Origin of the sequence: Sorangium sp. So ce726 (genome assembly GCF_051521405.1) — a bacterium.
Classification (GTDB): domain Bacteria; phylum Myxococcota_A; class Polyangia; order Polyangiales; family Polyangiaceae; genus Sorangium.
Genome location: NZ_CP150349.1, coordinates 8,550,012 through 8,564,424, shown reverse-complemented (window position 1 = coordinate 8,564,424; position 14,413 = coordinate 8,550,012). Strand labels below are relative to the sequence as shown.

11 protein-coding genes are annotated in these 14,413 nt (G+C 70.7%); 5 read left to right on the top strand and 6 right to left on the bottom strand.

Features of this window, described 5'->3' with window-relative positions:
* Positions 1-42: 42 nt before the first annotated feature.
* Both WME79_RS31525 and WME79_RS31520 read left to right on the top strand, forming a co-directional pair.
* Positions 43-528, top strand: coding sequence for an HNH endonuclease (locus WME79_RS31525; protein ID WP_437522367.1), 486 nt, complete (start codon positions 43-45; stop codon positions 526-528).
* Positions 529-641: 113 nt separating this feature from the next.
* Positions 642-2,864, top strand: a complete 2,223-nt coding sequence (locus tag WME79_RS31520) for a protein kinase domain-containing protein (protein WP_437522365.1) — start codon at positions 642-644, stop codon at positions 2,862-2,864.
* Between the two features lie 75 nt (positions 2,865-2,939).
* Here WME79_RS31520 and WME79_RS31515 read toward each other — a convergent pair whose 3' ends face one another.
* From WME79_RS31515 to WME79_RS31505, 3 genes are all read right to left on the bottom strand, one after another.
* Positions 2,940-3,515: an HPF/RaiA family ribosome-associated protein gene (locus tag WME79_RS31515; protein ID WP_437522363.1), complete on the bottom strand. Its 576-nt coding sequence runs from the start codon at positions 3,513-3,515 to the stop codon at positions 2,940-2,942.
* A 1,072-nt stretch (positions 3,516-4,587) separates the two neighbouring features.
* The gene (locus WME79_RS31510) at positions 4,588-5,514 is read right to left on the bottom strand and encodes a hypothetical protein (RefSeq protein WP_437522361.1); all 927 of its coding nucleotides are present in this window, start codon (positions 5,512-5,514) and stop codon (positions 4,588-4,590) included.
* A gap of 180 nt (positions 5,515-5,694) precedes the next feature.
* On the bottom strand, positions 5,695-7,308 hold the full coding sequence (locus WME79_RS31505) for a DUF4215 domain-containing protein (protein ID WP_437522360.1): 1,614 nt from the start codon (positions 7,306-7,308) through the stop codon (positions 5,695-5,697).
* A gap of 297 nt (positions 7,309-7,605) precedes the next feature.
* Between WME79_RS31505 and WME79_RS31500 the strand changes: the two genes are divergently transcribed.
* Positions 7,606-8,574, top strand: a complete 969-nt coding sequence (locus tag WME79_RS31500; RefSeq protein ID WP_437522358.1) for an ornithine cyclodeaminase family protein — start codon at positions 7,606-7,608, stop codon at positions 8,572-8,574.
* A 9-nt stretch (positions 8,575-8,583) separates the two neighbouring features.
* Here WME79_RS31500 and WME79_RS31495 read toward each other — a convergent pair whose 3' ends face one another.
* On the bottom strand, positions 8,584-9,786 hold the full coding sequence (locus WME79_RS31495) for a formylglycine-generating enzyme family protein (RefSeq protein WP_437522356.1): 1,203 nt from the start codon (positions 9,784-9,786) through the stop codon (positions 8,584-8,586).
* Positions 9,787-10,856: 1,070 nt separating this feature from the next.
* Between WME79_RS31495 and WME79_RS31490 the strand changes: the two genes are divergently transcribed.
* Both WME79_RS31490 and WME79_RS31485 read left to right on the top strand, forming a co-directional pair.
* Entirely contained in the window at positions 10,857-11,786 is a 930-nt protein-coding gene (locus WME79_RS31490; RefSeq protein WP_437522354.1) for a hypothetical protein, read from the top strand.
* Between the two features lie 397 nt (positions 11,787-12,183).
* Complete coding sequence (locus tag WME79_RS31485; RefSeq protein ID WP_437522353.1) at positions 12,184-12,576, top strand: hypothetical protein; 393 nt, start codon at positions 12,184-12,186, stop codon at positions 12,574-12,576.
* A gap of 253 nt (positions 12,577-12,829) precedes the next feature.
* On the opposite strand, the gene urtE is transcribed toward WME79_RS31485, so the two are convergent.
* Entirely contained in the window at positions 12,830-13,531 is a 702-nt protein-coding gene (gene urtE / locus WME79_RS31480; RefSeq protein ID WP_437522351.1) for an urea ABC transporter ATP-binding subunit UrtE, read from the bottom strand.
* A gap of 4 nt (positions 13,532-13,535) precedes the next feature.
* A complete protein-coding gene (gene urtD / locus WME79_RS31475; RefSeq protein ID WP_437522349.1) occupies positions 13,536-14,405 on the bottom strand; it encodes an urea ABC transporter ATP-binding protein UrtD in 870 nt (289 codons plus the stop codon).
* Positions 14,406-14,413: the final 8 nt, after the last annotated feature.

Below are 14,413 nucleotides of genomic sequence, written 5' to 3'. Positions count from 1 at the left end.
AGGTGGGCCATGACCGCGCAGACGCTGCTTTTGACGCCATGGATGGTGCCCCATAAGGTCATCCCCTGGCAGACCGCCGTCACGATGAGCTTCCTGGGCAAGGTGGAGGTCATCGAGGTGTACGACGACGTCATCCGGTCGCCGTCGCTCTCCATCAACGCGCCTGCGGTGGTGCGGCTGAAGCGGCCGACGCTGGGGATGAAGCGCGGCGTGAAGTTCTCGAGGCTCAACGTCCTCCTGCGCGACGGCTTCCGCTGCCAGTACTGCGGCGTGAAGAAGGTGGCCCGTGAGCTCAACTACGATCACGTCATCCCGCGTGTGCAGGGTGGCAAGACCGTCTGGGACAACATCGTCGCTTCCTGCTACGCGTGCAACTCGGCGAAGCGGGGGCGTACGCCGGAGCAGGCCGGCATGAAGCTGCTCCGCGCTCCGGTGAAGCCGAAGTGGCTGCCGCCTGCGCCCGTCATGGGCCTGAGCGAGCGGCGCATCCCGGAGGTGTGGGCAGGCTACTGCGCGAGCTCGGGGTGAGCTGAGCCCCTCGCGCCGGCGCGTCCACGGCCCGTCGTGCAGACGGCGGGTCGGGCGCGCCGGCGCGCGTCGGGGCTTCCACCGGCGGCCGCGCAGGTGCAGGATGGCGGGGCATGGAGACGCGTCAGGCCGAAGGCCGCGCGGAGGACGAGCCCGCGCCGTTCCCCGCGATCCTGCGGGGCTGGCTCATCGAGGGGGAGCTCGGCCGCGGCGGGATGGGGCGCGTCTTCCGGGCGCGGCACCCGAAGACGCGGGCGCGAGCGGCGATCAAGGTGCTGCTCGGCGACTACGCCCGACGGCCGGACGTCGTGGCTCGCTTCCGGCAGGAGGCGATCGCCGTCAACATCATCAACCACCCCGGCATCGTCCGTGTCTTCGACTCCGGTGAGCTCGAGGATGGCTCGCCCTACATCGTGATGGAGTACCTGGACGGGCGGGGGCTGCGCGACTGGGTGCAGGCCGTGCCGGCCGCGGATCGGCCGCGGCAGGTCGTGCGGTTCGGCTACCAGATCGCGTCGGCCATGGCCGCGGCCCACGCGTCCAAGGTCGTCCACCGCGATCTGAAGCCGGAGAACATCATGGTGATCGACGACGAGCTCGCCCCCGGGGGCAGCCGCGTCAAGATCCTCGATTTCGGCATCGCGAAGGTCCTCTGGGGCGGCCTCCCCGAGGTGCTGGAGCTGGACGCGAGCGGCCCCCTTGCGCCTGCGTCCGTGCCCACGCTCCGCACCGAGCTCTCGGCGCCGACGGCGCCGACGGTGGGGATGGCGCCCGACCCCCAGAGCGCCGTCGGCTGGGCGGGGATCACGAGCGGTCCCGCGAGCGACGCGCGCTCGACGGCGGAGAGCGAAGGGAGCTCGACGGCAGAGAGCGACGCGCGCGAGGACGACGCGCTCCGGAGCCTTCCTCGCGTGAGCCTCGAGAGGCCAGCGATCCAGATCCTCCCCGCGCCGGTCGAGATCCCGCCCGGGGTGGTCTCCTCTGCAGCGGGGCGCGTGTCCATCGAGCCTGCCGGGCCCGCGTCGAGCGGCGGGGGCGCGGGACAGCCCACGATGCCGTTCACGCAGGAAGGCGTATGGGGCCTCGGGACGAGGAGCTACATGGCGCCGGAGCAGGAGCGCCACTCCGGGAGCGTCGACGTCAAGGCGGACGTCTACTCCCTCGGCGTCATCCTCTACGAGCTGCTCGAGGGGCAGACGCCCGACGCGCCGCGCGGCGCGTGGCCGCCCCCGATGAGCGACGCCACGCCGCCCGATCTCGTCGCCCTCGTCCACAGGGTGCTGTCGTTCGACCCCGAAGCGCGGCCGCGCATGGCGGAGGTGGCGACGGCGCTGCACCGGCTCGGCCGGGCGAAGAAGGAGCTCGACGAGGCGCTCTCGAAGTGGGTCGCGAGCGGCAGGGCGCCAAAGCTCCTGCCGCGCGGCAAGGCGCTGCACGAGCTGTCCGCGTGGGCCCGGGACATCGACGACCTCTCGGGCCTGGAGCGCAGCTTCCTCGACGCGGCCCTCGGCGCGGAGGCGCGCCGCGAGCGCCTCACGAGGGTGCTCCTTGCGCTCGGCGTGGTCTTCCTGATGGGCATGGTCGCGACGACCACGGTGTTCTGGGTGCACGCGACGCGGGCGCGGGCGACTGCCGAGGCGGCCGAGCGCGCCGCGCGGGAGCACAGCCGCCTCGAGGCGGCCGCGAACGCCTCCGCGCAGGAGGCCCTCGCGAAGATGACCGAGGCGCAGCGCGCCACCGAAGAGGCGCTCGCGCTCGCGATGAAGGCGAGCGACGACGCGAAGAGCGCCAACTCCGCCAGGGAGTCGATGACCGAGGCGAAGCGCCTGGCCGAGAGCGCCGAGCTCCGCGCGAGGCGCGCGGCGCAGGCCGCGGCCGCCGCGAAGGCGGAGGCCGACGAGCGCTACGAGCAGTCGAGGAGCGCCATGGAGCGCGAGATCGCCGGGCTCGAGGGCGACCGCGAGCGCCTGTCGGCGCGGCTCGGACAGGCCGAGGACGAGCGCGAGAGCGTGAGGGCCGCCCTCCGCTCGAGAGAGCACGAGCTCAGGGCGGCCCTGTCGGAGCTGAGGCGCGAGTCCACGCGCGCAGGCTTGCTCGAGCGCAGGCTCGACGAGGCCTCCGCGCAGATCGACGCGCTGGAGAGGCAGAACGAGGAGTGCGCCCTGCGGCAGCCCAGGGCGCGGCCGCAGCCAGAGCCTCCCGCGGATGGGGACATGGCCCCTCCGAAGGAAGAGAGAGAGGAGATCGCGACGCCGCCGGCCGAGCCCCCGGTGGACTCGAGGCCTCGGCCGGCGCCCCGGTGGCGGTGGCGGTGGCGACGCGATACGACGATATAGCCGCGGCCTCGGCGGACAGCGGGGAGGCGGGGCTCGCGCACCGCGCCCGAACCCCGCGCGCCCTGCGCATTCGGGCTAGCTGAGCGTAGGTATCTCCTCGCGGCCACGGTTGCCGCCGCGCGCGTCCACGACGCGCACGCTGCTCGCCTGAGGCCCCTCGTTGCCGTCCTCCTCGGTGTAGGCGACGCCCATGCCGACCCTCAGATCGGAGAACGGCGCCGATACGATGCTTCGCTCGTGAAAATAGATCTCCCGACCATCGATCGTCGTGATGAACCCGTAGTCGTTGAACAGCTTCGCGATGACGCCGGCCGTGTCCTGCGCCGGGTGTGCCTTCACCTCGCTCCGCTGCTCGTCCGCGAGCTTCTTGAGCTGGCGACCGGCGCGCTGGAACACGTCGCGCACCGCCGCCGGCAGCAGGTTCCTGGCGGCCCGCTCCTCGCTCACGATCTCGTGCTTGCCGGCCACGTGGAGGTCGATGCGTACGCGGTACTCTCCGCCCGTGCCCATGCTCGCGTGGTCGCGCTCGACCACCACCGCGCAGCTGTTGATGTGGTCGTTGAAGCGCTCGATCTTGTTCGCTTGCTCCCGGATCAGCTCCTCGAGCGAGGGGCTTTTGCCGATGTGTCGGAAGGTGAGCTCCACTTGCATGCTCTCTCCTTTCATCCTGCGTCGCTGGGACGCCTCACTGCAGTCGCTGTGGGTCGCTGATCCGTATCAGCCGATTCCAGCAGATGTGTGGGAGTTCCGGTCCAGGCGCCGGGCGCCGCCCCGGCCTCGCGGCTCCCTGCGCGATCGCTCGGAACGCGCGCCGCTCCGGGGCTGGCAGATCGCCAGCATCGTGCGGCGGCCGGGCCTCCTCAGGCAAGACCGGGATCTCCCGGAGATCGGCCGAGGCGAAGTCCCGCGGTCGACGCGTCGGCTCCTCGATGTCCGGCGCGCGCTTCACGCCGGGATCCAGGGGGGAGGGCCCGCCCCCGATGTCCTGCCCGCCCACGCGGCTCGGCTTCAAATCACGCTGTAGCATCGTCGGTATGCGTCTGCTTCGCCGGAGGCGCAGGCTCCGAGGGATTGGCCCTGCGACCGTGAACACCTCGCGTGTGCTCGGCGTGATCAGGTAGCAAGTTCGCTGCCATGGCCGCCCAACCGCGCAACAGCCGTGCGGCGCGCTCCTTCACGGTCGAGCGCGCCAGGCGCGCGCGCGGAGGCGCAGGCTCTGCGCGGAGGGAGCCAGTTCTTGCGTCCCTCGTGGATCTCCAGGGTGGCAAGGGGGTGTGGCATGAAGCGACGGGGCGTCCTCGCCTGGGGCAGTTTGCGACGTGCGGCGCGCTTCACGTCGTTCCATCGCGTCTCGTCGGCGCTCCACGCGTGTCGCGTCTGGGAGCGGTGCCGCCCGGTCCTGACGAGCTCTGCCATCAGGGGGCGCCGCGAGGGGCGGCGGCCACGACGAGCCTTCACGGAGCCCGGAGCGACGCGAAGGCCCGCTCGCCGTGCCGATCGGGAGCACGTGCGCACGGCGCGTCGTTGTGTCGTCGTGCGGCGCAGGAGCAGCGACAGGACGGCGAGCACGAGGGCGAGCGCTCGCGCCGCGAACGTCGCCGCGCTGCCCGCCCGCGCTCCTCCGCTCGCCTGCTCTCCGCCCTGCGCCGTGCGCCCGAGCTCGCCCTCGTGCTCGCCGTGGCCCTCGGCACGAGCTCGCTCTTCGGCGCGTCGGGGCGCCGCTTCAGCGGATCTCGAAGACGTAATCCGTGTCGTAGGTGCGGACGAAGAGCTTGCTGTCCTTCTCGACGAGGAACTCGGGGCCGCTCTTCAGCGGCAGCTTCGAGACCACCTTGCCGGTGGCGCGCTCGAGGACATAGAGGAAATCCGGCTCGGCCGTGAATCCGTATCCGCAGAGGAGGTGATCTCCATGCAAGACGAAGTTCTCGGCGTTGCAGACGAGCGGCGCGCTCTGCCAGAGGAGCTGTCCTGAGGCGAGCTCGATGGCCGATAGGTAGGCGTTTTTGCCCTTCGACGAGGCCGCATACGTCCTGTGCCCTGATGAGATGTAGAGGACGCCGTCCTCGACCGCGGCCCAGCCGATGCTGCCCTTCACGAAGCCGGCTTCCTTGGGATCGAACTCAGGTGGCGTGAGGAAGCTCTCGAAGTCGAAGAAGGCGACGATCGTGTGCGCCGCGTCGAGGATCGCGACGAAGCGCGCCTCGGCGAAGTTCGGGCCGTAGAACAGCGCGACGTGGTCCCCGTGGCCGATCGCCTTGACGAGCGCTTGATCGCGGTAGCGCTCGGGAGCGAAGGAGAGGAAGGTGTCGCTCGCCCCGCCCGCGTCCGCGCTCGGCGCCGGCGTGATCATCGGCAGCGAGATGCCGTTCGTGGTGAACCACGCCGCCTCGTCCGTGATCTGGTTCTTCTTCTCGCTGACCTTCACGAGGCGCGGCGCGGCAGAGCCTCCGGCCGGCGCGCGCCGGAAGAGCGTCGCGCCGAACGGCGGCGGCGGGAGCCTCACCGGAGACCGGCTATCGAGCGACGCGCCGTCGCCCGCGGCCACCAGGGCCGGCTGCCCGTTGCCGCCGCGAGGGGGCGGCGCGGGCTGCGGCGGCGGGGCGCCGTCGTGAGGCGCCGGCGTCACGGCGCCGGCCGCGCCGGGGAGCACCGCGGCGTCCTGGGAGGCGCGGGCCGGCGGCGCTGAAGCCGGCTGGCACGCGCATACAGCGAGCAACGCGGCGGCGAGACAGCGCGCGGGGCGAGGTGGCTGAGGCGGAGGCGGGGCGGCGAGCACGCGGGCAGCGTACCGCATCCGCCCCGGCGAGAGGGCGCTCCGAGGCGCGGGAGCTCAGCGGGCGGGCGTGAAGGAGAGGTTGAGCGTGTAAGGGCCAGCCTCCGGCGAGTTGTACGGCTCGACGAAGATGAACAGCGGCACGCCGCCGTCGACAGTGATATCGGTCCTCTCGTCGCGGCCTTTGATCTGCTCCTCGATGCACGCCAGCTGGCGGCCTGTGCAGCCGGTCCGCACGTAGAAGCCCTGGTCGGTCACGGAGGACAGCACCACCCTGAGCCTGCCAGCGCTCGGCGGCGTGAACGCGTGGATCCCCTCCCGCATCCCGGGCCTGGTGCAGGTGCCGTCGAACACCATCGTCCCGCTCGTCGTGTCGCCCCGGTTCTCGCCCAGGACGGCCACGGGCGCGTCCGCGCAGATGTCGTCGAGCTCCCAGGTGCACTCGGCGGAGCAGCCGTCGCTGTTGACGGTGTTGCCGTCGTCGCACTGCTCGGGCCGGCTGACGGTGCCGTCCCCGCAGGTGGCCGGAGAGAACGAGAGCTCCAGCGTGTACGGCCCTGCGCCAGCGGACGTGACGGCGTCGACGAAGATCGGCACCTCCTGGTCCTTGCTCACGACGATCGCGATTTCAGGCCCGGCAGCCGAGGGGGCGGCCTTGTCCTGGCAGGCGATCTGGGTGGACCCGTCCGCGCACGCCGTGCGCGCATAGAGGACGTGATCCGACGCCCCCGACTGGAGCACGACGCGGAGCGTGCCGGACTGCCCAGCGGGAGGCGTGAACAGGTGGACCTCCTCGGGCCCCACGCCCCCGCAGGTGCCTTCGAACACGCGCGTGCCCAGCGACGTATCGCCCTCGATCGTCGTCGTCGTCACCGGCGCCGCGTCCGCGCAGGCTGCGTCGACGAGCGGGCGGCACGTCGCGGCGCAGTCGCTGTCTGCGCAGTCGACGCGCTCGTCGCCCTCGTCGTCCTCGCCGTCGGAGCAGTCCGTCTCGCCGAGCTTGCAGAGGCTGTCGAGCGTGTCGCACACGCTGAGCGCCTGGCACTGCGAGTTCTCGGTGCACCCAGGGATGCACGCGGTGCGCTCGCCGCTGATCTCGCTGCACCGGTAGCCGTCGCGGCAATCGTCCGGCCCGCTGCACCGAAGGAGGCACAACCCCAGGCCCTCGCCGAAATCTTCACAGAAGCCGCCGTTGGGACAGTCTCCCACGGCGGGATCGCATCGGCCCGTACAGGCTCCGGACGGCCATCCCCATTCGCGCTCGGTGATGCAGTAGTCCTCGGGGCAGGCAGCATCGGAGGTGCACGCCGCACCATAGGGCGCGGGGCTCCCTCCGCCGGAGCCGCCGGTGCCCGTGGGCCCTGCGCCACCCGAGCCGCCGGTGCCCGTGGGCTCGGAGCCACCCGAGCCGCCGGTGCCTGTGGGCCCTGCGCCACCCGAGCCGCCGGTGCCTGTGGGCTCGGCGCCGCCGCTGCCGCCCGTGCCCGCGGGCTCGGCGCCACCGCTGCCGCCCGTGCCGGTCGCGCCCGACGCACCGGCGCCGCTGCCCGTGGGCGCGGCGCCACCGGAGCCACCGGCGCCGCCTTCGCCACGTTCGCCGTCATCGCCACCGCACCCAGCGGTCGTCGAGAGCGCGAGCACAAAAAGCCCTGCAACGAGTCGTACGTTCATCCACCCGCTCCACCAGAAGAGAGATTGTCGAGACGTGAGGTGCACTCCACCCCACGGCGCAGCGCCGCACCATCTTCAGTGCAACGGCTTCGCCTGCCAACCCCCGGTTCACGGCATCCGTGTTCGTTGGTGCGCCGCGTTTGCCGCGCGCCGCGCTCGTCATGCGCGATCCGCGCAGGACAGCGGCCCGTTTCGCGGAAAGAGGGCGTACCGAGGCGGCGCGCGTAGCATGCGAGCCCACCGGCCCGCCGCCGGAACACGTGCGTTCGGTGGCGCCCTCGCGTACGGTCGCGTCCGATGAAGCCCGAAAAGACACTGCTCCTCTCCCAGTCCGATGTAGCCTCTCTCCTCGCCATGGAGGCGGCCGTCGCCGCGGTCGAGGCGGCGTTTGCGGCGCACGGCCGCGGCGAGGCAGCGATGCCGCCGAAGGTCTATCTGGGGCTCCCGGCCCACGATGGTGATCTCCGTGCGATGCCGGCTTACGCCGACGGCGCGGCGGGTGTGAAGTGGGTCAACTCGCACCCGAAGAACCCTGCGCGCTTCGGCTTACCGTCCGTGATGGGGCTCTACATCCTGAGCGATCCGGCCACAGCGGTGCCCCTCGCCGTGATGGATGCGACGCGCCTCACGGCGGTGCGGACGGGCGCGGCGGCGGCGATCGCGTCGAAGCACCTTGCGCGGCCGAACCCGAGGACGCTCGGCTTCATCGGTTGCGGCGTGCAGGCGCGCTTCCTGCTCGACGCCCACCGAGCCGTCTATGGCGATCGGCTCGAGGTGCTCACCGCGGACGTGTCGAGCGAGGCGAGCGAGCGGTTCGCGGCCGAGTCGGGCGGGCGCGCCGTCTCGGTGGAAGAGGCCTCCGGCTGCGACATCCTCTGCACGTCCACGCCCGCCCGCGCGCCGGTCGTTCAGCGCGCGTGGGTCCTTCCGGGGGCGCACATCAACGCGATGGGCGCCGATGCGCCCGGCAAGCAGGAGCTCGATCCGGGCATCCTCCGGGATGCGCGCGTGATCATCGACGACTGGCACCAGGCGACGGAGAGCGGCGAGATCAACGTGCCGCTGCGCGGGGGCGCCCTGCGCCGCGAGCACATCCAGGGCACGCTCGGCGAGGTCGTCGCGGGCAAGCTGAGCGGGCGTGGCGATGCGGCCATCACCGTGTTCGACTCGACCGGGCTCGCGATCCAGGACGTCGCGCTCGCGCGGGTCATCTACGCCGCTGCGCGCGAACGGGGCGCCGGGACGGCGTTCGACTTCTTCGGCTGAGCGCCGCCGCTACGGCGTCCTCGCGCACCGCACGCCGAGGCTGTAATAGGGCGCCGACGGCGCGACGCTGACCCGCTCGGACGTCAGCAGATAGCTCGGCGTGCCGAAGCTGCTCCCGCCGCGGACCACCCGGTTCGAGGTGTCCGTCAGGCTGGCGCAGTCGACGCATTCCGCCGGATACGTCCCGTACCCATCCAGCACCCACTCCCGCATGCTCCCGCCGAGATCCGCCTGCGTCCACCGCCCGTCGCCCTTCGGCGAGCGGGACCCGACGTGCACGATGTCGCTGAAGTCGCTCTGGAATGTGCAGCCGGGCGCCGTGCTCTCCCTGCAATCGTAGGAGGCGTAGCTCGCGTCGATGGTCGTCGACTCCGGCGGATTCGACCACGGATACTGCCGCTGCTCGTCCCCGCCGGCCGCCGCGTAGTTCCACTCGGCTTCTGTCGGGAACCGGCCCCCGTCCCACGCGCAGAACGCGAAGGCGACATACCAGCTCACGCAGTTCATCGGCAGGTGCTCTTGGGCGTCCGCCTCCTCCGTCCACGTCCGCATGTCCGCGTTGTCCGGATTGCACATCACCGCTGCTTGCAGCGCCGCCGCATCCGGGGGCAGCTCGCTGTTCCAGGCCGGGTTCCACCCGCTCCCCTGGATGCCCGGGTGCGCTCCCGCGTCGGCCGCGGGCTGGCTACCGGGGTACGCCTCGAAGAACCTCCGGAACCTCCCCACAGTCACCTCGAAGCGATCCAGCCGGAAGTCGCTCACCGTCGCTGGATATGCAGCATCGTTGCCGCGGTCGAAGGTCCCCCCGGGCACCACCGCGCTCGCGCAGCAGCTCTCGCTTTCGCCCGGCCCGCACGTCGATGGCAGCCCTTCGCAGCTCGGGGGCGTCGTGCACGCCCCTCCGCTGCACACTGGCGCCTCCGCAGGACACGGCTCCGGGGCGTCCCACTGACCGCGGTCGTTGCACCGCTCTAGCCGGTTGTCCGAGCACCGCGCGTCGCCGCGCGTGCACTCGCCGGCGCTGGCGCCGGCGCCGCTGCCATTGCCGGCGCCGCCGCGGCCCGAGCTTGCGTCGCCTCCGCCGGAGACGGTGTCGCCGCCTGCGCCTTCGAACGGGTGATAGTCCTTGTCCAGCCCCAGTATCGCCGTGCAGCCGCTTGCCATGAAGGCCGATGCCGCCCACCACCACCGACGCGTGCGCTTGCTCTTCATATCTCCTCTTTGGCCACTCTCCCCGCGCTGTCCACCGCGGCGCGCGCCCGCGATCTTACCCGGCGACGCGCGCAGCTGCGCCGCCTCCAGCGGTATGGTCGCGCTCGACGCGCTTCACCCTTCTGGAACGAGCGGGTCGGCGTGACGACGGCCGCCCCTTCCGGCCGACCTGCAGCATCCCCGCTGAGGGCTCTCTCACATTTGTGGCGGAATTTAACGGTTGGGCGTCATGGAGATCGAGATCTTGCTCTTCAAGTAGGCTCGAAGCGACAAATTATGCCTGTCGAGTGAGAAGTCGTCGTCGCTGACCGGAGTTGTTTCGTAGGAGGCGACCAGCGAGCCTAGCGCGTTTCCCGTTGGTCGGAGCGACATCATGACGACTCGCGCGACGAATTCGATCAAGCGTGCCCCTCACGAGAGAGCCAGCCCCTGCGCTGCCGACGCAGACGAAGGATCTGCGTTTCGGTATGGGGCTTTCGGCCACGCACAGCCATGATGCCCAGCGGCGTGATCGCTTGCTGCTCGCTGCCATCGAACGGACGAGAGCAGGGACTGCACACCGAGGCCGAAGCCCTCGCCTCGGAGCACCCGGCACGTGGTGGGGGTCGTGGTGGCACACGCGCCGGGGGCAGACGCGTCCCCGGTGCGGTCAACCACCGCATGACGGTTATCGATCGTCGTCGAGCTCGCCGGATTCGACCACGGATACTCCCGCTGCTCGCCTCCACCCGCCGCGTAGTTCCACTCCGTCGCAAGCGTGCTCCGGGGCAGCTCAGGCCACTACCTTCCGCGGCATGCGCTCCCTGGCTCCCGTTGAGGTGTTCCCGCTGCGCAGTGCCTTGGCCGGCTCGACGGCGTGCGCCTCACCGAGGCCTACCGTCGCGCTGCTCTCGGGCGCTGTCGCTCCGCGGCCGCTCCGACCGAGCGTGACGTGTCGCCCGCGGCGCCGGGGTCAGGTCACCCGCTCTCACGCTCTTGCGCACAGGGTTGCGAATGCATCTCTCTTTATCTGCCGTGCAGATCGCTTATTTGAAGTGCGTCGCCGTCGGTGAGTTGATATCAAGACCGCCGTGGGCAAGCTTGACGGGTTCGCGAAGCTCACCTTCGCTGAGGACACCCCGCGCGTCACCGAGGGCTCCGCCGCATGGCACCGGCCGCCCGAGGTGCGACTCGAGCGCGTTCAGGCCGACGGTTACCTCCGTGTGCTGCGGCCTGACGGCCTCGCTCGTCTCGCCGCGCCCTGGCCGGCGGCGTGCGACCATGACGAGGTGCTCGTCGAGATCAAGATGGCCGGCGACCACGTCGACATCGGGGAGATCAAGCGCGCGACGCTGCGCAGGCTGGCGCGCGAGATCGAGCGCATCTACGCGTGCGAGCCGCTCTGGATGGGCGAAGAGCCCCTCTGGGTCGTCGCTCCCCGCTTGCCGTCGTGGCTGTACGTTGCGCGGGCGCCGGAGCGGTTCTCTCCTGGCTGCTACCGCGTCGGGCCGTCGCCGTTTCAGTTTCTCTGGATCGCCGCCAACGAGCTACCGCTGCGTGACGAGCTCGTACCGTTCCTGGTGGCTCGCTCCGGACAAGCCCTTGACGAGTTCGCCTGGTGGGTGGCACCGCGGCGGGAAGTGGAATGGGTGATCTCTATGCTAGAGTACCTGCCGATGTCACCGCAGACCCGTGAGGACTTGCTGCGACGCTTCGCTCGCTCCGACGACCCGGAGATCGAGGCGCGCAGGCAGTGGATCCTTCGCGCCTTGCTCGCCGATAGCCCGGAGGTCAAGGCACAGCTCATCCAGGAGGGGATCGAGCAAGGGCTCGAGAAGGGCCAGGAGCAAGGCCGTCTGACGGAAGCGCGCGCGGCGCTCCGCAGGGTCCTGGCGCGGCGTGGGCTTGCGCTCAGCGCGGCGCTAGAGGCCCAGATCGACGCCTGCTCGGAGCCGGCCACGCTGGAGCGATGGCTTGACCAGGCGGTGACCGCGACGAGCGCCGAGCAAGCGCTGGCGTAGCCTCGTGCTCGCGGCTGGCTCCGCATCGACCGCCCCTGGCGAGCACGTCCACACCTCCCGGGGGAGCACCTCGACCTCCACGTAGGACAGCTGGATGAGCTCGCGACGTCCGCGTTCTCGGGGAAGAGGACGCGCGACGCTCTGCCGGCTCGCGCGCGAGAGGCTGCCTCCGTGCCGATGTGCCGAATCTCGACGGTGCGCAGTTTCATCCCGTTCAGACCGTGCGGATCCATTACGTCCTGCCACCAGGCGCGGATCTGCTTGCGGACCGCTCTCGCGTCTCGTTCGGCGTGCGCCCGATCTCGTCGTCGAGCTCCGCCACGCCCTTGGCTGCACCCTCTCTCCATGTCGCCTCCGCTCGTGAAATTACGAGCATGCCGCCTAGCTGCGGCGGCAGGTGCGCGAGATCGAGCGCATCGAAGCGAGCTCGCCGCCCTGGATGGGCGAGGAGCCTCTGTGGATCGTCGCTCCCGACGTGCCGTCGTGGCTGCCCGGCGTGTGGGCGCTGGAGCGCTTCGCGCCCGGCTGTTACCGCATCGGGCCCTCGCCGTTTCAGTTTCTGTGGATCGCCGCCAACGAGCTGCCCTTGCTGGACGACCTGGTGCCGTTCATGATGGCGCGCTCGGGACGAGCCCTCGACGACTTCGCCCAGTGGGTCGCATTTCGGCGGGATGCGGAATGGGTGCTCGCCATGATACAGCACATGCCAGTATCACCGGAGACGCGTAAGGACTTGCAGCGCAAGCTCGGCTGCTCCGACGCCTCCGAGATCGAAGAGCAAAAACAGTGAACCCTGAAGCCTCCCTCGCGGAAGCCCTGCGGTGAACGATCCGCTCATCGACCCACCGTAGGCCCAGGGAGAGGGAGTTCGCGGCGTGGCGCTGGGCGGGGGACGGGCCGATGTCCGAGCCCAATTGACGTCCTCTCTCCGGCGTGCGCAGCGCGCCGGAGAGAGGACGTCCCAGGCGAGTTCGGCGGGGCCCCCGCCCAGCGCCACGCCGCGAACTCCCTCTCCCTGGGCCGGGCCGCCCTCGAGGGGCCCCTCACACTGCCAGGAATTCCCTGGCGATCTCGTCGTCGAACTCGGCCACGCTCCCCCGCCGCACGATCCCCCCGTTATCCATGATGAGGTACTCGCTCGCCGTCGAGAGCGCGAAATCCAGAAACTGCTCCACGAGCAGTATTGCCATATCCCCCTTCTTCCCGAGCCCCTTGATGACCTCCCCGATCTCCTGCATGATCGAGGGCTGGATCCCCTCCGTCGGCTCGTCCAGCAAGAGCAGCTTCGGCTTCCTCAGCAGCACCCGCGCGAGCGAGAGCTGCTGTTGCTGCCCGCCGCTCAGCGTCCCGGCCGCCCGCGCGTGAAACTTCTTGAGGATGGGGAACATCTCCATCATCTCTTCCAGCGCAGCCGGGTTAGGCGTCGGATCGCTCTTCGCCTCGAAGCCCATGAGCAGGTTCTCTCGCACCGTCAGGTACGGGAAGATCCCTCGCCCCTGCGGCACATAGCCTATCCCCGCGCGAGCCCTGTCGCTCGGCGATCTCGCCGTGAGGTCCGCCCCGTCGAGCGTCACCTTGCCGCGCCGTGGCTTCAGCACGCCCATGATCGCCTTGAGCAACGTCGTCTTGCCGACCCCGTTGCGGCCCAGCAGGCACGACACCCGCCCGGGCGCCACGTCCAGGCTGACCTGCGACAGGATGCAGCTCTCCTCGTAATAGACCGCGAGATCCTCGACAACCAGCATGCTGCTACCGCTCCTCCGCCTGAGCCTCAGCCGGCGCTTTGGCCCCGCCCCGCGCGCGCCCCGCGTCGTGCGCCCGCCCGAGGTAGACCTCGATCACCTTCGCGTTGCCCTGGACCTCCTCCACGGGCCCCTCGCACAGCCGCCTGCCGGCGTGCAGCACCGTCACCGTGCTCGCGTAGCGCCGCACGAACTCCATGTCGTGCTCCACCACCAGCACCGACCGCTGCTTCGCGATCTCCTGGACGAGCTCCCCCGTGCGGTCGCGCTCGCGCCGGGTCATCCCCGCCACCGGCTCGTCAAGCAGGAGCAGCTTCGGCTGCTGCACGAGCAGCATGCCGATCTCCAGCCATTGCCGCTCCCCGTGCGCGAGCACCGCGGCCCGCACGTCCGCGCGCCGCCGGAGCCCGACGCGATCGAGCGTCTCGGAGATCTCTTTCTCTTGCTGCGCTGACAGCCCGCGGAGCAGGCCCGGCGCGCTCTCCCGGAAGCCCATCGCCGCCTCCAGGTTCTCGAGCACCGTGAGGCTCCCGAACACCGCCGGCGTCTGGAACTTCCGCCCGATCCCGAGCCGCACAAGGGCGTGCTCCGGCAGGCGATTCACCTCCACGGCCTCCTGTCCGGACTCCCCACCTCCGTGGAACACCACACGTCCGCTCGACGGCTTCGTCTTGCCCGTCAGGATGTCGAGCAGCGTCGTCTTCCCCGCGCCGTTCGGCCCGATCAGGAACCGGAGCTCCCCGCGCTGGATGGAAAAGTCGAGCTCGTCCAGCACCTTGAAGCCGTCGAAGCTCACCGTCACCCGCTGGACCTCGACGATGTTGCCGCGGCTCATCGCGCTGCTCCTCTCCTCGTCTCCGCGCTCGTTTTCGCTCATCTCCGCGC

Excerpts from the sequence above, each read along its gene's own strand:
- urtE (WP_437522351.1), bottom strand. The coding sequence starts at position 13,531 with ATGCTGGTTGTCGAGGATCTCGCGGTCTATTACGAGGAGAGCTGCATC.
- WME79_RS31515 (WP_437522363.1), bottom strand. The coding sequence starts at position 3,515 with ATGCAAGTGGAGCTCACCTTCCGACACATCGGCAAAAGCCCCTCGCTC.
- WME79_RS31525 (WP_437522367.1), top strand. The coding sequence starts at position 43 with ATGGTGCCCCATAAGGTCATCCCCTGGCAGACCGCCGTCACGATGAGC.
- WME79_RS31505 (WP_437522360.1), bottom strand. The coding sequence starts at position 7,308 with ATGAACGTACGACTCGTTGCAGGGCTTTTTGTGCTCGCGCTCTCGACG.
- WME79_RS31495 (WP_437522356.1), bottom strand. The coding sequence starts at position 9,786 with ATGAAGAGCAAGCGCACGCGTCGGTGGTGGTGGGCGGCATCGGCCTTC.
- WME79_RS31520 (WP_437522365.1), top strand. The coding sequence starts at position 642 with ATGGAGACGCGTCAGGCCGAAGGCCGCGCGGAGGACGAGCCCGCGCCG.
- urtD (WP_437522349.1), bottom strand. The coding sequence starts at position 14,405 with ATGAGCGAAAACGAGCGCGGAGACGAGGAGAGGAGCAGCGCGATGAGC.
- WME79_RS31500 (WP_437522358.1), top strand. The coding sequence starts at position 7,606 with ATGAAGCCCGAAAAGACACTGCTCCTCTCCCAGTCCGATGTAGCCTCT.